Genomic DNA, 19989 nt, shown 5'->3' with positions numbered 1-19989 from the left:
GCGAAAATCTGTTTCATCCGTTCAATCCGTGGGCAAATTTTTAAAACATTATAATATTAAACTATGAAAAATTATAAAACCATTTTAGTAGCTATACTTTTTGCAGTCGCTTTTTTTTCGACACAAAATACGTATGCGCAAATGCCTATGCCACCCGAAGTTCCAATTTGGGATGCCAATAAAGTAACATTACAGCTTCATAAAATAGCTGAAAATGTTTATGCCGTATCACCATCAACAACTGAAACCGAAACTACAAAAGGAATTCCGCAGGCAACTTCTGCGGGTTTTATTGTGGGAGAGAAAGGAGTTTTGCTAATCGAAACTATGTTAAGCAAAAGGTTGTATGACCAATTGTATAAATTAATTCGTTCTGTTACCCAAAAACCTATTGTTTATGCTGTAAATACAAGTGATCACGGAGATCACTGTTTTGGAAATTATCTGCTTCCAAAAGAAACTATTTTAATACAAAACGAATTCTGCAAAGAAAACCTTGCTAAAAATTACGAGGGAATCAAACAATTTATGATCATGCTTTTTGGAAAAGACCGCGGGATAGAGCAAAGTGTGTATCGTCCCGCTGATCTTACGATTGCTGTAAATCAAAGTTTGAAACTAGATTTAGGCGGCGGCAAAATTGTAGAAATCATCAATGTGGGAACGGCACAGTCTCCGGCAGATCTTTTTGTATATCTCAAATCAGCTTCTGGTAATGTATTATGGGCAGGAAATCCTTTTATTGCCGAAAGCCCGGCTATTCCGTGGCTTTTTGACGGGTATTTTTTAGAACCGGTTCAAAACCTGAATAAATTTACAATATGATTTCTGATAAAGATATTGTAGTTCCCGGACACGGACGTATTACTAATAAAGCCGGAATCAAATATACAATCGATTATGTTACTGCTTTACAGACTAATGTTGAAAAAGCAGTAAAAAAAGGACTCACTTTAGACGAAACCAAAGCAACGGTAACCATGAAGGAATTCGATAAAGGGTATGAACTTTTTAACTGGCTGCATTTTAATTTCAATATTCCAAATGCGTACAAGGATATCAAACAAAACGCAGCTAAATAACAGTAAACAAGCTGGTAATGTTTAAAATTTTATTTATGAAAAACAAGATACTATTACTGGTTTTATTGATTTCAATATCAGGATTTGCACAGCGCTATCCTGATTTTAAATCACTTCGTTTCGATGAAAATTATAGTTTTCTGGAGCATGATACAGTAAGCAATGATTGGTATAAAACAATGAAATTCCTGCCGGTTTCTTCTTCTAAAAATACCTATATCAGTTTTGGGGGCGATATGCGGTTTCAATATTTCTATGCTAAAAATGAAAATTGGGGAGACGGTCCGCAGGATAACGATGGGTATGTTTTAGGAAGATATTTGTTTCACGCCGATTTTCATGCCGGAAAGTACTTCAGGACTTTTGTTCAGGTACAAAGCAGTACGGCAGACGGAAGAATTGATCCGAATCCTGTTGAGCAAAATCCGCTTGAAGTACATCAGGCTTTTGCTGATTTTGATATCATAAACGAAGGCAGTAAGAGATTTATTTTAAGAGCAGGAAGGCAGGAACTCACTTACGGATCACAACGTTTGGTTGCGGTTAGGGAAGGGCCCAATAACAGGCAGTCTTTTGATGGACTAAAAGCAATCATAGGCGGGGAAAATTTAACAGCTGATTTGTTTTACACTCATTATGTAGTGGCGCACGATGGTATTTTTGACGATGAATCGAATAAAGACAGACAACTGTGGGGGAGTTATTTTGTCTTTAATAAAGTACCAATCGTCAAAAATATCGATGTGTATTATTTGGGATATCAAAGAGCAAATGCAGCTTTTAATGATGCAGCAGGAAAAGAAAAAAGACATTCATTAGGAACCCGCATTTGGGGGAAAACTAAGAATTGGCGTTATGATGGTGAAGTCATTTTTCAATTTGGAGATGTGGCAGAAAAGAGCATTAATGCCTGGACGGCTTCTATTAATGGAGGTTATCGTTTTAATGAGGTAAAGTTTCGTCCGGAAATAGGCTTTAAAACTGAAGTAATTAGCGGAGACAAAAAAGAAGGCGATTCAAGTCTGCAGACTTTTAATCCGCTTTTTCCAAGAGGCGCCTATTTTGGACTTGCATCAGTAATTGGGCCTTCCAATTTAATTGATTTTCACCCTTCTTTGAGTTTTGAAGTTGCCAAAAATATAGATTGGATTATTGATTATGATATGTTTTGGAGATACAGCGGCTACGACGGAATTTATGCTCCCAACACATCATTAATTTATCCCGGAGATACTACAACAGAAAAGAAAATAGGAAATCAGCTGGAAAGCGAAATCGTCTGGGAACCCAATCAATATCTTTATTTCAGACTTGAAGCAACCTGGTTTAAAGCAGAAGATTATATCAAAGCATCCGGTACCGGTAAAAATATATTCTTTACCGGAGTTACCATGCAGCTTCATTTTTAAGCGGTAAAGCAAATCACAATTAAAATTGATTATTATGAAAGAACTTATAATGTTATCAAAAATAAAATTAATAGCGTTAATGCTGCTACTTGGTTTTTCAGTACAGGCACAAGAATATTCTGAGAAAGAACTTCAGACAAAACAAACTGTTGATAAATTCTTTGAATATGTTGGGGCAAAAAATCCGGACAAGATTGCCTCAATGGTTGCAGAAAATGTTGACTGGTATATTTTCGAATCTAAATACATGCCCTGGACAGGACATCGTTCTAAACGCGCAGAAGTTGCAGCGTTATTTAAAACGCTCTTCGGTTATTTTATTGATGGAAGCGAAAAGCTGGAAGCTCAGTCCTTTTTACTGCAAGGAAATGAAGTAGCTGTATTTGGTACTATAGAAAGAACGGTAAAGAAAACAGGTAAACATTTTAAGATGCCGCTGGCAATTCATATTACAGTAGAAAATAATCTGATTTCGAAATTTTCATTGTATGAAGAGACATTAATTATTGAAAAAGCGCTGAAATAAAATAGCAATAAGATGAAAGACAGAAGAACATTTATTAAGCAGGCGGGTCTGGCTGGTTTAGCTGGCTTACTGCCTTTAAACACATTGTCAGCAAGCGATCTCAAAATAGACAAAGGATTCACGAATAAAAATCCGGATGCGAAATGGGCTGACGGATCACGTTTGGTCGTATCCGTTTCGATGCAGTTTGAAGCAGGAGGACAGCCTGTAAATGCTGAAAGTCCGTTTCCGCAAAACATGCAGAAAGGATTTATTGATCTTCCCGGCGAATCCTGGTATCAGTATGGATATAAGGAAGGAATTCCCAGAATGCTGGACAACTGGGATAAGTTTGGGATCAAAGTGACCTCACATATGGTGGGTTCTGCAGTATTAAAAAATCCGGAACTTGCCAAAGAGATTGTAGCAAGAGGACACGAAGCTGCGGCTCACGGAATGGATTGGGCAACGGAATATTCGATGCCATATGAAACAGAAAAAAAGTTTATAAAAGATGGTGCCGATGCTATTAAAAAAGTAACCGGTTTTGAACCTGTTGGGTATAATGCCAATTGGCTCAGACGTGGCACCAATACACTGGAAATTTTGCAGGAACTGGGTTTTAAATATCATATTGATGACTTAAGCCGCGATGAACCGTTTTTAATAAAAGTAAAAGGAAATGATTTTGCTGTGGTTCCATACACGATTCGCTGTAACGATATTGTTTTGATTGAAGGAAAGAATTTTAGCGCAGATCAGTTTGTGCGTCAGGTTATTATGGAATTCGATCAGCTTTATAAAGAATCTGAAAAAAAACGCAGACAAATGTCAATAAGTTTTCACGATCGCATAGGTGGGACACCGCAAATGGTTGCAGCAGCAACAGAAATTATTACTTATATACAACTTCATAAAGGTGTTAGTTTTAGACGAAAAGATGAGATTGCCCAAATGGCTTATGAGGATAAAAGCATCATACGTGAATGATTCAGACAAAAGCGTTATCTATTTGATTTTAAAAACAAAATTAAAAATAACCCTATTAAAATAATAATCAAGATGAAGTATCAGAAATTATTTCAACAATATAAATTAAACGGAATTCAATTAGAAAACCGTTTTTTAATGGCTCCCATGACCCGTTCAAGAGCCTCGCAGCCCGGTGATATACCAAACGCCTTAATGGCTGAATATTATGCACAAAGAAGTTCAGCTGGTATCATAATTACAGAAGCAGCCCAGATATCTCAACAAGGGAAAGGTTATGCCAGGACGCCCGGAATTTACAGTGCTGAACAAATTAAAGGCTGGAAATTAACCACAGATGCTGTTCATAAAAAGGGAAGTAAAATATTTCTTCAATTGTGGCATGTTGGCAGAATCAGCAGTTCAAAAGTTAACGGTTTGCAGCCTTTGGCTCCTTCGGCATTAACAGCCCAAAATACCAGTGTTTATATTTTTGACGGTGCTCCAAACGGAGATGCAACTTTTGTTCCGGTAGAAGAACCCAGAGAAATGACCAAAACTGAGATAGATACCGTAATTAAACAATTTGTACAAGGAGCAGAAAATGCTATTGAGGCCGGATTTGATGGTGTCGAGATTCATGGTGCAAATGGGTATTTAATCGATCAGTTTTTACGAAGCAACAGTAATAAAAGAACAGATGAGTACGGAGGCACAATGGAAAATAGAATTCGCCTGCTAATTGAAATCTCAGGTGCAGTTGCAAATGCAATAGGAAAAGAAAAGACAGGAATAAGACTTTCGCCCTTTATAAGCTTTAAGGATATGAATGATCCTGAAATTTTAGAAACCATAATGCTTGCCGCAGCTGAATTAAGCAAACTAGATGTTGCTTATATACATCTTTGTGAGGCAGATTGGGATGATGCACCTCAAATTCCAATTGATTTTAGGGTTAAACTTAGGGATATATTTAAAAATACGATTATTGCGACAGGTAATAAAACTCCTGATGAAGGTGAAAATTTACTTGAAGATAATTTAGTTGATTTAATTGGTTTTGGAAGAAATTTTTTAACCAATCCTGATTATCCTGCCAGAGTAAAACAAAATTTCAGCTTAAACAAAATTTCAGATAATCATACTTTATTTGGAGGGGGTGAAGCAAGAGGTTATACTGATTATCCGTTTTTTTGAAGTCATTAAGATCAAAATCGAAAAAGATATGCCAGCTGTTTTGTGCAATATGAATTTTAAAATACTTGCAATAGATATTGAATAATAGTATAAAAAACTGGATTTTAAGAGACTCCAATATTGAAACATGTCTTTTAAGAAATCATTTTAATCTTAAATAAAATCATATGGATGCGCTCCTCGATACTCAAATCACCTTCAATTTTTAAAATGGGATATTTTAATGATTTCATCCATTTTTTATGAGCGTAAAAATTTCGATTTGCAATACCGGACTTTTTATCATAGTCTGCTGCCCACTCAATGAATTTTTTAAATTTTAAAATTCGCTCAGGTTCAGTATGGATAATGTTGCCATATCTTTCAAATTCTCTTTTTTTAAGCCTTTCAATTCGCAGGTCGGCAGGGAGCCATAAAAAAACAACCAAATCAAAATCAGGAAAAACATTTTCTCCCCATTCGAAAACAGAGCCTCCTAAAATCCAGCTTTTAGAATTTAGAAGATCTTTTTTTATCCTATTATTTCTTTCTTCAACATCATATCTTTCTGTAAAAGGTATTTTTGAAGATTTCCAAAAATAATCGTCACTGTCAAAATAGTCGCTGTTTAATTTTTGGGCTAAAATTTTTCCAGTTGTGGTTACGCCGCTGCCTGAAGCGCCAAAAATAAGAATATTCATTAAATAGAAATTAAGTAAATAGATGTAATAGAACCTTAAAAAAATAAAAAGATAATTAATTTTTTTTAGTGTAAAAAATAGATTGTTGATTTTTGGGTTATATAGCTTTTAATAAAATAAGATTGAATTTGAACTAATCGGGTAGTACAAGTACTAGAAGACAAGACTATATGTTATAAAAAAAACGGCATTAAACTAAAAGTTAATGCCGTTTTTCATATTTTATTTATTACTTAGAACCTAAGATAATTAATTACCAAATGTATATCTAAGTGTAAATTGCGCTTGCCAAACATCAGATGTTGATGAATTTTTTTGGTAAGTGTTTTTAATTAAATATCTTGTTCCATCAGGATCAGTTTGTGTTGCAATTGTATAAATTGGCACATTACCCGTTGTCGCAGAAGAGAAAGCTAAAACGTTTGGATTTGTAGCTCTTTGTGAAATTCCCCAATCTTTATTGATCATGTTTGTAAAGTTCAGGATATCAGCTCTAAATTGAAAACTGTTCTTTTTACCTTTGATTTTGATGTATATATCCTGAGTAACAGATAAATCTAATCTGTGTAACATTGGTAAAGTAGACTCATTTCTCTGAACGTATTGTCCTCTTCTTGTACGAAGGTATTTGTCCTGATTAATGTAAGCATCAAATGCGGCTCTTTGTTCATCTTCTGTATAAATTTTTGTAGTAACAGGGCCACCTGCAGGAGAACTTGTTACTGTAAGAGGAGCAAAACGAAGTTCTGTTGCGCTATTTGGTACATATAGTAAATCATTACCATTGACTCTGTCTCCATTCATATCTCCACTATATGAGTAAGTAAATGGACTAGCTTGTTCTCCAATATAACCCAAGTTGATAGAAGTTGCACCTCCAAGAGTTTTACCATATTCAATTCTGTAACCTATAACTCCAACTAAACGATTTGGAGTATTGTTATTTGAATTAGAAACTTCAAGGTTGTTATTTCCGTTTACAGATCTTGCACTTGTCCATGAACCTGAAGCAACTGATCCTGGAGACATTAAGTCTGTAGCATTAGAGTGTGTATAGGCGAATGATCCCCAAAGACCTTTTTGATAAGGGTATTCTAATTTAAAAGTGGTAGAATAAAAATATCCGTCGTCAGTGTTTGCTAAAACAATACCATTTGAAACGTTATCATTTACACGTGTTCCGTTATCATTACGTGAATATCTTGGTCTGTTATCAGTACCACTAAATGTTCCAACAGGACCATCGAAGTTAGCATTGTAATAATTGATAGCATTGATATTCTTTTGAAGTATTCCTTCAGCTGTGAATGTAAATCCAAAAGGAAGTTTTTGATCTACCGCCATTGTTGTTTTCCAAACCTGAGGAGATTTGAATTTTTTCTCATTAAATGACAAGTCAAAAGTTGATGGAGCAGTTGGTGTAGCCGGAGTAAAGTATTTTGAAGGATTTGCTGTAAAACCATATCCTCCTGCCACTAAAGCAGCACCACTAACATCTACAACACCTGTAAGAACACCGTTGTTTCCAATTTGATTTGATAAATATACACCTGGAGATCTACCAGTAAATATTCCAGAACCTCCACGAACAATTGTTGATGCATCTCCGTTTAAGTCAAGGTTGAAACCAACTCTTGGTTCGAATAAGATTGCTGCATCCGGCATTGTACCAGTATTAAATTTTTCGCCATTAGCAAATGTCATAGCTGTAACTGTAGGGTTTTCTAATGCTGTATCCGCATACCAAACTCTTGAAGCTCTTAAACCAACAGTTAATTTAAATTTGTCGCTTAATTTCATTTCATCCTGAGCATACAAATCTAATTTGTTAGATTTTAGTATTTGCATTGGTTCAGCACCTCCTGGTAAAGCAGAATATTTGTACTGAAAACGAGCAGGAGAAGTAAGAGTTACACTAGATGGAGCACCACCGTTTGCTAAAGATTGATTTGCAGCAGTGTAAAAATCAGCTAAAGAGTTAAAAACGTAAACCCCGTTTGATCCTGAGAAGAATAAGTTGCTTGATTTGAAATATTCAAAATTAGCACCAAATACTAAAGAGTGTTTTCCGATAGTTTTTGTTAAATTATCTGTAAAGTGAAGTGTTGAGTAAGAAAGTTTGTTTCCTTGAGTAAAAGGATCCAAACCAACTGAAATATAAGTAGCAGCACCTTGTTTAATATCAATTGTAGGGAATAAACCGCCACCAATTAAACCTCTGTCTTCAATTTGTTTATCATAACCTCCAATGAAGTTATTGTACCATGAATTGCTTAATTTACTGTTCAATTCTAATACGATAGATCTGGTGTTATCTAAAATAGTATATCCACTATTTTGAAAAGACATTGCTAATCCGCTATTTGTTCTGTTACCAAAACCTAATGAGTTAGAGTTAGAAGTTAACTGATCAGAAGAGGAATCGTGATATACATAACGAGCTGTAAGCTTATGATTATCGTTGATATTCCAGTCAATTCTGGTTAAGAATTTTTTTGATTCTTTTGATGAATCATAGTTTTCCCATGGACCTGTAGTGTATCCAAATTTTTCCTGCATGAAGTTAGAAAGAGTCTGCATTTCCGTGTATGTAGGAAGAGAATTCTGACCGCTTGGATTTGGAGAGCCTGTAGAAGTAAAGTTCGTAGCAGGGCTTGTATTGTCAATAGTTTCAAAGTTTCCGAAGAAGAATAATTTATCTTTGATAATTGGTGCTCCAAATCGTGCTCCTAATATTTTTTCTTCAAACTTACCCGGTTTGATTGTTACAGCACCTGCATGTGTACCAATAAAATCTTTTTTATTGCTTCTTGTAGAAGTATAAACAGATCCTTCAAATTCATTTGTTCCACTTCTTGTTACAGCGTTGATACCTGAACCTAAAAATCCGGATTGACGAATATCATAAGGAGCAATATTTACCTGTAATTGTTCGATTGCGTCTAATGAAATTGCAGTAGAACCAGTTCTACCTCCAGCTTGTGAATCTGATCCCAGACCAAATCCGTTATTGAATACAGAACCGTCAATTGTAAAGTTATTTAATCTTGAATCCTGACCACCAAAAGTTCCATTTGCTCCGGCATTGGCATTATATTTTGTAACAGAGTTAATTGAACGGGCCCCTAATACTGGAACTGCAACAATTTCTCTATTTGAAAACTGTTGCGAAGCACCAGTTCTTCCTTTATTAAAGTTTCCTTTTGATTTTGTTGAAACTACAACCTCCTGAAGAGCATTTTGTTCTTCGTCTATTTTAACATTTACAGTAACGTTATTACCTAAACCGACATTAATATCAGTTATTTCTGTTGTTTTGTAGCCAATATAGGTTACTTTAATAGTGTAAGGACCTCCTGGTCTTAGACCTTGTGCAGCATATCCACCATCAAAATCAGTTGTGGAAAAGTACTTTGTTCCTGTTGGTTTGTGAATAATTTCAACAGTTGCCCCAGGAAGAGCTTCCCCCTTGTTTGATCTAACATTCCCTGACATCGCTGAGCTCGTTACCTGAGCGTGACCAAGGGCTGATAGAAAAATAATCAAAATAAAAATAATTTTTTTCATTTTTTGTCTTTTGTTACAGTTTAGTTTTTGGCAAAATTATAACAATTAAAGTCCGTAATGTTAACACATTGTTAACAAAATGTATTTATTAGTAACGAATAGCTAAATCTATTGTTTTGAGCGTGTAGAAGATGGTTGGCACTTGAATATTATAAAACTTATAGTAAACTTGCTGCTTCGTCCTTTAACTTATATTTTATCTCGAAATTATCTTGTGCAGTACGCAAAGTATCCATTAGATGTTCTTTGATTTATTAAGTCCTGGGTAGTAAAAAAGTTTAAACTAAGTATGAAAAAATCAAGAAATATTAATAATTTATTATAGTAAATAGATTATTAATATTAATAAAAGGTAATGTTAAAAATGCCATAACTTGCTTTATAATATTAAATCGTTTTTTTGATATAAAAATTTTTTTATGGAAAATAACAATGATTTAAGCAGAAGAAGATTTCTTAGAAACTCTTTATTGGTTGCTGGAGGAATTTTCATCGCCCCACTTATTGAAAGCTGCAATGACGATGATAATACAGATAACAGCGGTGCTCCGGATGGAATGAAAAATGAAGGGTTTGAGACAGGAGTAGCCAGTTTTGACCCTACTGAAACCGGAGTGATTATATGGACGAGATATTCAGCAGGTGCAGATGCTGAAATTACCTGGGAGATAAGTAAGGATGCCGCATTTTCTGAAGTAACAAGAAAAGGGCAGGCGGGAGCATCTTCAATGAATGATTTTACAATAGCGGTAGATGTTCAGAATATTTCTTCTAATACAAAATATTATTATAGATTTTATAATGCCAAAACCAAACAGGTTACTATTACCGGAGAAACACGCACTCTGCCGTCTAAAACAGATAGTGTAAATGATATTAAATTAGCTGTTGTTTCCTGTTCTAATTTTCCGGCAGGACTTTTTAATGTGTATGGAGCGATTGCTTCTTCTGATGCTGATGTTGTGGTTCATCTTGGAGATTATATATACGAATATGCACCAGGACAGTATGGAACAAATCCTTTTACCAATCCACTGGGAAGAGAACATAAACCAGCCAGGGAGATTACAAGTCTCAGTGATTACAGAGAACGATACAGACAATATAGAGGAGATAAAAATCTTCAGCTTCTTCATCAGAAAAAACCTTTTATATGTGTTTGGGATGACCATGAGTTTGCTAATGATTCTTATAAATCCGGTGCAGAAAACCATCAGCCGGCCGAAGGAGATTTTCAGATGAGAAAAATGGCTGCTTTTCAAGCCTACAGTGAATATATTCCGCTTAAAACAGGAAAAGATCTTAGAATTTACAGAAGTTTTAATTTCGGTAATATTCTTTCACTTTATATGATGGATACCAGAGTTATAGCAAGGGATAAGCAAATGAGTTATGCTGATTATATTGATAATGGCGGAAATTTTGATCAGACAAAATTTAAAACGGATCTGTTAAGCACGAGCAGAAAATTAATTGGAACCGAACAAATGACATGGCTGGGATCACAGATCAGTGCAGATACTGCTAAATGGAAAGTATTAGGCCAGCAGATCCTGATGACAAAAATGCTGATTCCTGCAGAGTTGCTGCTGCTTTTGAACCAGGTTTTGGCAGAAGTAGATCATTTTGGAAGTGCGCAGCCAGCGACCATGCAAGCTCTTATTAGTGCAATCTCTGCACTTGTTGTTATTAAAATGAGACATAAACAAAATGACCCTTCTTTAACAGCTCAGGAAATTGCGAGAGTTACAACAACTTTGCCGTATAATCTAGATGCCTGGGATGGTTATTTTGCAGAAAGAGAACAACTGTACGCCATGCTTTCCGGGAAAAATGTTGTGGTTTTAGCCGGAGATACTCATAATGCATGGATGGGGAAACTTACTGATATGAAGGGAAATCATATAGGAACTGAAATAGCCTGTAGTTCTGTTTCATCACCAGGACTGGAAGCTTATCTTGGAATTAGCTCAGACCCTTCAAAAGCGATAGAGTTAGCACAGGCATTTACAGTACTTATAGATGATTTAGAATATGCAAATTTGTATAAGCGAGGATATACGTATCTTAAATTTACGTCATCTGGTTCTGAAGCTGAATGGCGATTTGTAGATAGTGTAACAAGTGAAACTACCACTACTGTAACAGAAAAAAAATATACGATAGCATAGAAAACTCAATCGGTACTGATTGAATTTTTTTAAGAAGTGTCAAAAAAATGAGTGAATTAAATCGGAACAGGAGTAATCGTGTTCCGATTTTTTTATACTGTCCATTTGAATAAATTAAATGTAGATGTGTTAATCAATGTAATACAAAATCAGCAGAAGCATTTTTTGAATTAGAATTTTTAGTATTAAATTTTATCCATAAAAAAAGTCCTAATTTTCATTAGGACTTTTAGTGGGGAGAGCAGGATTCGAACCTGCGAAGTTTTCACAGCAGATTTACAGTCTGCCCTCGTTGGCCGCTTGAGTATCTCCCCGATCTCAGCGTTAGTGCGCTTTGTTGTTCTAAGCGGTTGCAAATATAGGAACGTTTTTCATGTTTACAAACAAAAAATGAACTTAATTTTAAGTTATTTTAAAGTTATTTTTTAATTCGTTGGAATTGAATAAAATAAAAAACCTCTCGTAGGAATATTTTTTTAAAGTTTTTAAAAATATAAGATTATTCCTTAGTATTTGTTAGGCGTTTTTTGTTTTTAATTTGGTGTTCTTAAGTCCGGATCAGCCAATTTTCCTGATGAATCATAAAAGTTTAACAACATAAATAGATCTGCTTCACATTTTTTACAATAGATTTTCAAAAGGATAATCCAGAAACTGATGTTTATAATTAGAATCTCTTTAAGTTGGTTTTTTAGGGCTGCTATTGTATTGTTTTAATAAATAGTATTTGTCACTTATAAAAAATTATAAAAGTCTTTGATGTTCATACACTAAAATTGAATCTCAAACTATTCTTCAATTTATTTATAGAATTAAACAAAAAAAAATCTCCACTAGGGAGATTTTTTTTATTCTTAAAATTGATATTATTTGGCTAAAAGCTCTAATATTTTTGCTTTCAATTCAGGACCTCTTAAGTCTTGCGCAACCACTTTTCCTGATGCATCAAGAATAAAAGTTGCCGGAATAGATTCTACTCCGTATTGTTTAGCAATTGGCTCCTCCCAGAATTTTAAGTTAGAAACGTGTGTCCATGTTAAACCATCTTTTGCGATAGCTTCAGTCCACTTGCTTTTTTCTTTATCTAGAGAAACACCAATAATATTTAATCCTTTTGAGTGTAGTTCTTTATAAATAGCTACAACATTAGGGTTTTCCTTTCTGCATGGTCCGCACCATGAAGCCCAGAAATCAACGATAGTAACTTTACCTAAACTTTGTTTAAGCGATACTACTTTTCCTTCCGGATTAGGAGCTGAAAAATCTGCTCTTCAGTTAGGGCTACCAACAGGAGCTGCTGACGCACCAACTGCAGGCATTTTTGCTTGACCTAATTTTGCTTTAATTTCTTTTCCAGGAGTACTGTTTTTCAAAGACTCATCTAAAGCATTGTATAAGCTTTCAGTTTTTTTAATATCAGCAGTTGGATCAGCGATCATACTTTGAATAATCAAAGCAGAGATGTAAGCTTTTGGGTGACTTTCAGCGTAAGCTAAATATTTCTTTTTAGAGTTTTCCTGAACTTCAGTTTGTAGCGTCATGTATTGTTTCATCAAACCGTTGATAGTTGCTGTATCTTGAGCTTGTTGAGCTTGTTGCATTTTTTGAGTATTTTTTTTCTGAAAATCAACTAAACTTTTTTGAGTTTTAGTTAAATCCTCATTGAATTTTACATACTCATCATTGTTGTAAGTTCCTGAAACTTTAGATTTATGAATACTGTCTTTATCAATAGCAATGCTAATTTCTCCAGTTTCTAATATAAATGGGATAGGTCCGTTAGCACCCTGAAGGATTAAAGTATGAAATGCTGGTTCTGTTACTTTTCCTTTTATTTCGAATTTTCCGTTTTCAACTTTTACTGTGTCAAGAGATACTGCCATCTTTGTAGTAGGATCCTGACCTTGAAGAATGATTGTTTTTCCGTTTTCAATACCTGTTGCAGTTCCTGTAATTAGGTATTCTCCGTCTTTAACTTTGCTGCATGAAATAATCGCTACAGAAGCAGTTAGTAAAAAAAGTATTTTTTTCATTATAAAAAATTAATTAGTTAATTGATTTGTGCAACAAAAGTATCTAAAATTATAAAACATAAAGAATTTTGTAACCTAAAATTTTGTTATAGTTTTTTTTAGGTTAATTCGCATGTAATCAGCGTGTTTATTGATCTGATTTGATTTAAAACTCTTAATTATATCGTTATTATGAATCTAAATAGATAATTTTCTAATTTTTACGCATAAAAAAAGCACTCTGGTAAGAGAGTGCTTTAGTAAATATTTTAGTGTAAATCTATTCTTGATTTGTTTTCTTTCTCCAGGTAAAAGAGTTAAGAATGTGTCTTTTTGCGAATCTTCCAGGAGAATCAGCATTTACCATTTTTACGTAAGTTGCTTTAGGAACACTAATGTATTCATAAACACTTCCGTTAGAGAAATCGATGATCAAACGACCTTCAACAAATTTATAATCAGTAATTGATGAAGTTGCGATAGTCTCTGTGTATTCTGGTAAATTAGCCTTAATCGTCTCAGGATTAATGCTTACCAAAAAGTGATAAGCCTCAATGATAGCCTTACTTTTTTCTTCTGCTTCTTTCAAACCTGCATCATCACCTTGAAATTTATCAGGATGAGATTCTTTCATCGCATTACGATAGATTGTTTTTAAATCTTTTAACTCTGCAGTTTTGTCTACGTTTAGTAACTTGCGGTATTCAACTATTTTTTTCATAAATAAGGTAACTACTTGTCTATTAGTTTGAAATTGAAATTAATTGTTCAAAAGACAAATTTTTTGCAAAGGTACACTTTTTTTTAACTTTTTAGTTTTGATGCAAAAAATATTCTGAAAATATCTAAAGTTTTGATTTTGAATGCCAAGAGTAATATTTCTTATTTGATTAATAATAAGGAGCTATTTCCCGCTATTCGTTCTAATCTTTTGTGCTGAACCCCAGCACAAAAGGATTTCCACTTCTATCGGGGCTAGAGTTTCAGTATTCATAAGATATTTAGTTTTAAAAGTTTTTACCACAGAGCATGCAAAGTTTTTTATGAATAGCTTAAAAAAAAACACAGAGTTCACAAAGCTTTGTATTAATCTAGCTTTGCGACTTTGCGTCTTTGCGCGAAATTCTCAATGCTATACTTAATAAAACTTAAAATTCAATCACGCAAAGACGCAGAGGCGCAAAGTATTTTTTTACGAATTTAATAAAACAAAAATTCGCAAAGCTAAGTATTGAACCAGCTTTGCGAAGTTTGTGTTTTTTGAACGTAATATGAGATATAAATCTTAGTGTTCTTTGTGGTTAAATTCTCATTTCAACCTGAAACAAAATCTTACTTATCCTCAGATTTTTGATTTGCCTTATGAAAGTTCTTAGATTTTTTTGGATATTTATCATAACTAATATCGCTTGGATTTTCTATCACAGATTTAATAGTAATCAATTCACCTAAAGTATGATTAGCGTGTGCGATTTTATAATCTAAAAGATATTCACCACAAAAATAATTGTTGTTTTCATCTTTCTCCATGATGCCTGTATAAACTCCTTTTTGCAACATTTTCTCTTGTGAATCTTTAGACATGATCTTTTTATTTTAAAATTGAAGGTACAAAGTTAATCAATTTATGTTTGTTTTAGGGAGTTTTAGACAATCTGAGTATATTTGCACATGCAAAAAAACTTCAAGCCACATCCTAATTCGTTCAAAAATACCTTTTGTGTTTTTCATGAAGTGCTGCCAAATGAAATAGAAGGTTTAAAGAAACAGTTTGTAAGCAAAGCCGGAAGTACCTATTATTATACAGAAACCGGAATGTATCGCGTTTCAAACCATTGGGGAAGACTCGCAAACAGTAAATGGAGATTAATAGCCCGCGAACCGGAAACCGAATTGAAAACTAAAATAGGTTTTGCAGCCTGGAACGAGTTTTATCCAGACAATGCCGAAGAAAAACTATATTACATTCAGGCCGATTTTGACAATAATACCGTAACGTATCAACATAAAAAGAATCCGGAATATGATGGAAAACCTGTTTTAAGAACTAGTTTTGAAACTACAAAACGAATCAAACAAGTTAGAAATTTACAGCAATTAACTTCATGGGCAAAGCATTTTGATTATGAAGACATAGACGATTTGCGAAAGCAAATTATCACTGAATTAATTTATACCGAGAAAACGTTAGAAGAAATTAAAAGAGAAATATAATGGGACGCAACAACGAAAGGAATATCAAAAAGCACAACGACAAATTGCACAAAGCCCAAAACAAAGTAAAACAGGCTGAAATTGCAAGAAAAGAAAAGCTAAAAGAAATCATTAAAAAGTTCAACGAAGACAAAAAGGAAGAGAAGTAAAAACGAGTTTGCCACCAATTTCACGAATTAGCACTAATTTTTAATCTGTATTTAACACAAATTTTTAAAAAATTAATTCGTGTTAATTCGTGAAATTCGTGGCGAAAAAAAATAATAAAATATGAAATTCGAAGATTTAAAAGTAAGTGTACAGGAAATTATTGATTTAATTGCTGCAAAAAATGATAGAGAAGCCAATAACAAATTGCTGGAAGTGAACGAAACTTTAGATGAAATGCTGGATCATGCCGAAGAAGATGAGGATCTAAGAGAAATTAGCAGATATCAGGTTTTATTAAATCAGTTACACGTTAAGATTAACGGCGAAGAGCAAGTTGATGGAGAATAATAAGTGCTTTTGCGATACCGGTTTACTGTTTAAAGATTGCTGCGGATTGTATCTTGAAAACAATCAAAAAGCACCAACAGCTTTGGCTTTAATGCGTTCAAGATATTCCGGATATGCAACTCATAATGCCGATTATCTTTTAGAAACCACTTATGTTTCTGAACGAAAACAGTATTCGAAAGCTGAAATTTTAAAGTGGGCAACAAGCAATAAATGGCAAAAACTGGAGATTTTAAGTTTTACTGAAAACACAGTAGAGTTTAAGGCATATTTCCTGGATTCAAACAATCAGCCTCAGGTTCATTATGAATTTTCTACTTTTAAATTCGAAAATAGTGCCTGGTATTATGTCGACGGAAAGTTTGAATAATTGCTAAATTTATAAGGAATTTCAACGTGTTTTATTTCAATATTTTAACTAAAAATTAATAAACGTTTCTTTTTTCGTAATTCTAAAATAGCTTAATTTTAGAATTATGAAAAACGAATTTAAAAAAGGTTTTTATTTTAAGACATACGAAGCCCCATTTCAGTCTCCGTTTGATAAACTTTTTGGCATTTTCAAAGAGCTGATCACCCATACTTCGGGCGATTTTGATGAAGCTATAGACTGGCTTCGGGAGTTGGATAAAGAATATAAACTTACCGACGAAAACTACACAATCGATGATTTTATCGAAGATTTAAAAAAGAAAGGTTACATAAAAGACGAGGTTAAAGAGGATGGAACGGGAGGTTTTGGAATCACTGCCAAAACAGAACGTGCGATTCGTCAACAAGCATTAGATCAAATCTTCGGAAATTTAAAGCGTTCCGGAACCGGAAATCACAAAACAAAACATGCCGGAAATGGTGATGAACATACCGGTGAATTTCGAGAATTTAATTTTGGAGACGGTTTAGAGCGTATTTCGCTAACTGAAAGTTTACGAAATGCCCAAATCAATAATGGCGTAGAAAGTTTTATGCTTACCGAAAATGATTTGGTAGTAGAAGAAACACAGTACAAAGCTCAAATGAGTACCGTTTTGATGATCGATATCAGTCACAGTATGATTTTGTATGGCGAAGACAGAATTACTCCGGCCAAAAAAGTGGCGATGGCGCTGGCTGAATTAATCACAACGCGTTATCCAAAAGACACACTTGATATTTTAGTTTTCGGGAACGATGCCTGGACAATCCCAATTAAAGATTTACCATATTTGCAAGTTGGTCCTTATCATACGAATACCGTTGCAGGTTTGCAATTGGCAATGGATATTTTGCGTAGAAAACGAAATACCAACAAGCAAATTTTTATGATTACCGATGGGAAACCAAGTTGTGTTCGCGAGCGTGACGGTTCTTATTATATGAACAGTAACGGACTCGACGAATATATTGTAGATAAATGCTACACACAAGCACAACAAGCCAGAAAATTGCACATACCAATTACTACCTTTATGATAGCAAACGATCCGTATTTGCAGCGTTTTGTAAATCATTTTACGGAAGCGAATCAGGGAAAAGCATTTTATACCGGACTTAAAGGTTTAGGAGAAATGATTTTTGAGGATTATGAAACAAATAGGAAGAAAAGAGTTAGGTAGTTTTCAGTCTCAGTCTCAGTTTTCATTGTAGAGGTGCAAAGCAGTGCGTCTATGGGAATATTGAAAATGATGATTTGGAAATAATTTTTTAGACAACGCATACACAACGTATATCGTAGAGACGCAAAGCAGTGCGTCTAACCAAAGATTGGCATTTTTTTACGCAAAGCCCTAACAGTTTTTTAAAGCCTGTTAGGTCTAATAATGATAAAATTTGAAAATAAAATTCTATTGAACAACACGGGTTTGCGTGAGGGATAGAAGCAGGCTACCGAAGTAGCGCGGATAGCCCGACGGCATTTAAGAAAGGGTCTCTTGAGCGCAAAGTATATTAGGCCCTTTTTTAAATGCTGACACGCCCGAATTAGACACTCAGCTATGCGTTTAATAGAATGTTTTATAAATAACGTATTTCGGAGACGTACAGAAATGCGTCTAACACAATAAAAATATAACAACATAGATATTTCAATAAAAATGGAAATAAAAAATATAAACACATTAGGACAATTAAAAGCAGCAGGATATAAAAGTATAAGTATCAAAGACGAATTACGAAATAATCTTCGTGAGAAAATAAAGTCGGGTAAGCCTGTTTTTGAAGGCGTTCATGGTTTCGAGAATACTGTAATTCCAGAATTGGAACGAGCGATTTTATCTCGCCATAATATTAATTTATTGGGACTTCGTGGTCAGGCGAAAACACGTTTGGCACGTAAAATGGTCGAATTATTAGATGAATATATTCCGTTTGTTGAAGGATCTGAAATCAATGACGATCCTTTAAATCCGATTTCTCGATTTGCAAGGGATCTAATTGCAGAAAAAGGAGATGAAACTCCAATTTCGTGGTTGCATAGAAATGAGCGTTTCTTTGAGAAATTAGCAACTCCGGATGTTACCGTAGCTGATTTAATAGGAGATGTTGATCCAATTAAAGCTGCAAATCTTAAATTATCTTATGCAGATGATCGTGTAATTCACTTTGGGATGATCCCGAGAGCGAACCGCTGTATTTTCGTGATCAACGAATTACCTGATTTACAAGCTAGAATTCAGGTAGCATTATTTAATATTTTGCAGGAAGGTGATATTCAGATAAGAGGATTTAAATTAAGAATGCCGCTGGATATGCAATTTATATTTACAGCAAACCCTGAAGATTATACTAATAGAGGAAGCATCGTAACGCCACTAAAAGATAGAATTGGTTCTCAAATTTTAACCCATTATCCTGAAAGCGTTGCAATTGCCAGAACAATTACAGAGCAGGAAGCGAAGTTAGACGAAACACAGCATAAACTGGTTCATGTACCAAGTTTAGCCAAAGATATCCTGGAACAAATAAGTTTTGAAGCTCGTGATAGTGAGTACATTGATAATAAAAGCGGAGTAAGTGCGAGAATGAGTATTACGGCTTTCGAGAATTTAATGAGTACTGCAGAACGTCGCGCTTTAAAAGCCGGATTAGACAAAACGACACTGCGTTTGTCTGATTTTATCGGGATTATTCCTGCTATTACCGGAAAAGTAGAATTGGTTTACGAAGGAGAGCAGGAGGGAGCAGCAGCCGTTGCTCAGAATTTAATTGGGTCAGCCATTCGAACTTTATTTCCAACGCTTTTACCAAAGATTGAAAAATTAGAAAAGCAAGGAGAAAAAACAGCCTATTCTGATTTAATAGAATGGTTTTTTGCCGAAAGTGGTTTTGAGTTATTAGATGATGCATCAGATGAGGAATATCAAAACATATTAGACGAAGTGACACCTTTAGATACTTTATTAAAAAAATACCAGCCACAATTAGATAAAAAAGACCAATATTTCATGAAAGAATTTATTTTATGGGGATTGGTAGAATATAAAAAATTAAGCAAAGATCGTTTTGCACAAGGACATCAGTTTAAAGATATGTACGGAAGTTATATTAGTAAATTGTAAATTATTAATTAAGGCTTATGTCTTATATACCAAACCCGACAGGTTTTTAATCCCGAGGCTTCGGGACTGTCGGGTTTATTATTTCAAAAAAGGGCATTACCAGTTTTATTTCGTCTACCTTGCTACGTTGGCTGTATTTGCAGTTTTCC

Annotated in this window: 18 protein-coding genes, 1 tRNA gene and 1 pseudogene; 13 read left to right on the top strand and 7 right to left on the bottom strand. The window is 34.3% G+C overall.

Features of this window, described 5'->3' with window-relative positions:
• The first annotated feature begins 63 nt into the window (after window positions 1-63).
• From RC62_RS00570 to RC62_RS00545, 6 genes are all read left to right on the top strand, one after another.
• Window positions 64-825: an MBL fold metallo-hydrolase gene (locus tag RC62_RS00570; protein WP_055091584.1), complete on the top strand. Its 762-nt coding sequence runs from the start codon at window positions 64-66 to the stop codon at window positions 823-825.
• Window positions 822-1082 carry a hypothetical protein gene (locus RC62_RS00565; RefSeq protein ID WP_055091580.1) on the top strand — a complete coding sequence of 87 codons (261 nt, stop codon included), beginning with the start codon at window positions 822-824 and terminating at the stop codon, window positions 1080-1082. Before RC62_RS00570 ends, RC62_RS00565 begins: the two co-directional genes overlap by 4 nt.
• A 35-nt stretch (window positions 1083-1117) precedes the next feature.
• Entirely contained in the window at window positions 1118-2491 is a 1374-nt protein-coding gene (locus RC62_RS00560; protein ID WP_055091578.1) for an alginate export family protein, read from the top strand.
• 34 nt (window positions 2492-2525) lie between these two features.
• Window positions 2526-3017, top strand: coding sequence for a nuclear transport factor 2 family protein (locus RC62_RS00555; protein ID WP_055091576.1), 492 nt, complete (start codon window positions 2526-2528; stop codon window positions 3015-3017).
• A gap of 12 nt (window positions 3018-3029) precedes the next feature.
• Entirely contained in the window at window positions 3030-3986 is a 957-nt protein-coding gene (locus RC62_RS00550) for a polysaccharide deacetylase family protein (RefSeq protein WP_055091574.1), read from the top strand.
• A gap of 72 nt (window positions 3987-4058) precedes the next feature.
• Window positions 4059-5162, top strand: coding sequence for an alkene reductase (locus RC62_RS00545; protein ID WP_055091572.1), 1104 nt, complete (start codon window positions 4059-4061; stop codon window positions 5160-5162).
• 134 nt (window positions 5163-5296) lie between these two features.
• Here the strand turns inward: RC62_RS00545 and RC62_RS00540 are convergent, their stop codons facing one another.
• Both RC62_RS00540 and RC62_RS00535 read right to left on the bottom strand, forming a co-directional pair.
• On the bottom strand, window positions 5297-5842 hold the full coding sequence (locus tag RC62_RS00540; protein WP_055091570.1) for an AAA family ATPase: 546 nt from the start codon (window positions 5840-5842) through the stop codon (window positions 5297-5299).
• A gap of 249 nt (window positions 5843-6091) precedes the next feature.
• The gene (locus RC62_RS00535; protein ID WP_055091568.1) at window positions 6092-9409 is read right to left on the bottom strand and encodes a TonB-dependent receptor; all 3318 of its coding nucleotides are present in this window, start codon (window positions 9407-9409) and stop codon (window positions 6092-6094) included.
• A gap of 419 nt (window positions 9410-9828) precedes the next feature.
• Here RC62_RS00535 and RC62_RS00530 point away from each other — a divergent pair, with 419 nt between their 5' ends.
• A complete protein-coding gene (locus RC62_RS00530) occupies window positions 9829-11580 on the top strand; it encodes an alkaline phosphatase D family protein (protein ID WP_055091566.1) in 1752 nt (583 codons plus the stop codon).
• A gap of 233 nt (window positions 11581-11813) precedes the next feature.
• On the opposite strand, the gene RC62_RS00525 is transcribed toward RC62_RS00530, so the two are convergent.
• The 5 genes and pseudogenes from RC62_RS00525 to RC62_RS00510 all read right to left on the bottom strand — a co-directional run bounded on the left by RC62_RS00525 (window position 11814) and on the right by RC62_RS00510 (window position 15176).
• Window positions 11814-11894 (bottom strand) — tRNA-Tyr (locus RC62_RS00525).
• Between the two features lie 552 nt (window positions 11895-12446).
• Window positions 12447-12833: pseudogene (locus RC62_RS23220) on the bottom strand (peroxiredoxin family protein); the annotation flags it as partial.
• Between the two features lie 18 nt (window positions 12834-12851).
• A complete protein-coding gene (locus RC62_RS00520; protein WP_055091564.1) occupies window positions 12852-13613 on the bottom strand; it encodes a DUF4369 domain-containing protein in 762 nt (253 codons plus the stop codon).
• A 259-nt stretch (window positions 13614-13872) separates the two neighbouring features.
• Complete coding sequence (locus RC62_RS00515; protein WP_041515768.1) at window positions 13873-14313, bottom strand: KTSC domain-containing protein; 441 nt, start codon at window positions 14311-14313, stop codon at window positions 13873-13875.
• A gap of 611 nt (window positions 14314-14924) precedes the next feature.
• A complete protein-coding gene (locus RC62_RS00510) occupies window positions 14925-15176 on the bottom strand; it encodes a hypothetical protein (RefSeq protein WP_055091562.1) in 252 nt (83 codons plus the stop codon).
• Window positions 15177-15263: 87 nt separating this feature from the next.
• On the opposite strand from RC62_RS00510, the gene RC62_RS00505 reads away from it, so the two are divergent.
• From RC62_RS00505 to RC62_RS00485, 6 genes are all read left to right on the top strand, one after another.
• Window positions 15264-15806 (top strand): hypothetical protein, encoded by a 543-nt coding sequence (locus RC62_RS00505; protein ID WP_055091560.1) that lies wholly within the window; start codon window positions 15264-15266, stop codon window positions 15804-15806.
• Window positions 15806-15955: a hypothetical protein gene (locus RC62_RS22960; protein WP_099708336.1), complete on the top strand. Its 150-nt coding sequence runs from the start codon at window positions 15806-15808 to the stop codon at window positions 15953-15955. Before RC62_RS00505 ends, RC62_RS22960 begins: the two co-directional genes overlap by 1 nt.
• A 121-nt stretch (window positions 15956-16076) precedes the next feature.
• Window positions 16077-16304: a hypothetical protein gene (locus RC62_RS00500; RefSeq protein WP_055091558.1), complete on the top strand. Its 228-nt coding sequence runs from the start codon at window positions 16077-16079 to the stop codon at window positions 16302-16304.
• Window positions 16294-16674, top strand: a complete 381-nt coding sequence (locus RC62_RS00495) for a YchJ family protein (protein WP_055091556.1) — start codon at window positions 16294-16296, stop codon at window positions 16672-16674. The genes RC62_RS00500 and RC62_RS00495 overlap by 11 nt, the downstream gene beginning before the upstream one ends.
• Before the next feature lie 106 nt (window positions 16675-16780).
• Window positions 16781-17899: a vWA domain-containing protein gene (locus RC62_RS00490; protein ID WP_055091554.1), complete on the top strand. Its 1119-nt coding sequence runs from the start codon at window positions 16781-16783 to the stop codon at window positions 17897-17899.
• Window positions 17900-18376: 477 nt separating this feature from the next.
• On the top strand, window positions 18377-19840 hold the full coding sequence (locus tag RC62_RS00485; protein ID WP_055091552.1) for an AAA family ATPase: 1464 nt from the start codon (window positions 18377-18379) through the stop codon (window positions 19838-19840).
• Window positions 19841-19989: the final 149 nt, after the last annotated feature.

The organism is Flavobacterium aquidurense (assembly GCF_001404985.1).
Lineage (GTDB): Bacteria > Bacteroidota > Bacteroidia > Flavobacteriales > Flavobacteriaceae > Flavobacterium > Flavobacterium aquidurense_B.
Note: the sequence above shows the minus strand (reverse complement) of the source record. Positions and strands in the feature narration are given on the sequence as shown.

Bases quoted from the DNA above. Each gene is read 5' to 3' on its own strand.
- RC62_RS00490 (WP_055091554.1), top strand. From the start codon at position 16,781: ATGAAAAACGAATTTAAAAAAGGTTTTTATTTTAAGACATACGAAGCC.
- RC62_RS00545 (WP_055091572.1), top strand. From the start codon at position 4,059: ATGAAGTATCAGAAATTATTTCAACAATATAAATTAAACGGAATTCAA.
- RC62_RS00520 (WP_055091564.1), bottom strand. From the start codon at position 13,613: ATGAAAAAAATACTTTTTTTACTAACTGCTTCTGTAGCGATTATTTCA.
- RC62_RS00560 (WP_055091578.1), top strand. From the start codon at position 1,118: ATGAAAAACAAGATACTATTACTGGTTTTATTGATTTCAATATCAGGA.
- RC62_RS00550 (WP_055091574.1), top strand. From the start codon at position 3,030: ATGAAAGACAGAAGAACATTTATTAAGCAGGCGGGTCTGGCTGGTTTA.
- RC62_RS00535 (WP_055091568.1), bottom strand. From the start codon at position 9,409: ATGAAAAAAATTATTTTTATTTTGATTATTTTTCTATCAGCCCTTGGT.
- RC62_RS00485 (WP_055091552.1), top strand. From the start codon at position 18,377: ATGGAAATAAAAAATATAAACACATTAGGACAATTAAAAGCAGCAGGA.
- RC62_RS00515 (WP_041515768.1), bottom strand. From the start codon at position 14,313: ATGAAAAAAATAGTTGAATACCGCAAGTTACTAAACGTAGACAAAACT.
- RC62_RS00530 (WP_055091566.1), top strand. From the start codon at position 9,829: ATGGAAAATAACAATGATTTAAGCAGAAGAAGATTTCTTAGAAACTCT.
- RC62_RS00505 (WP_055091560.1), top strand. From the start codon at position 15,264: ATGCAAAAAAACTTCAAGCCACATCCTAATTCGTTCAAAAATACCTTT.
- RC62_RS22960 (WP_099708336.1), top strand. From the start codon at position 15,806: ATGGGACGCAACAACGAAAGGAATATCAAAAAGCACAACGACAAATTG.
- RC62_RS00555 (WP_055091576.1), top strand. From the start codon at position 2,526: ATGAAAGAACTTATAATGTTATCAAAAATAAAATTAATAGCGTTAATG.
- RC62_RS00570 (WP_055091584.1), top strand. From the start codon at position 64: ATGAAAAATTATAAAACCATTTTAGTAGCTATACTTTTTGCAGTCGCT.
- RC62_RS00540 (WP_055091570.1), bottom strand. From the start codon at position 5,842: ATGAATATTCTTATTTTTGGCGCTTCAGGCAGCGGCGTAACCACAACT.
- RC62_RS00510 (WP_055091562.1), bottom strand. From the start codon at position 15,176: ATGTCTAAAGATTCACAAGAGAAAATGTTGCAAAAAGGAGTTTATACA.
- RC62_RS00495 (WP_055091556.1), top strand. From the start codon at position 16,294: ATGGAGAATAATAAGTGCTTTTGCGATACCGGTTTACTGTTTAAAGAT.
- RC62_RS00565 (WP_055091580.1), top strand. From the start codon at position 822: ATGATTTCTGATAAAGATATTGTAGTTCCCGGACACGGACGTATTACT.
- RC62_RS00500 (WP_055091558.1), top strand. From the start codon at position 16,077: ATGAAATTCGAAGATTTAAAAGTAAGTGTACAGGAAATTATTGATTTA.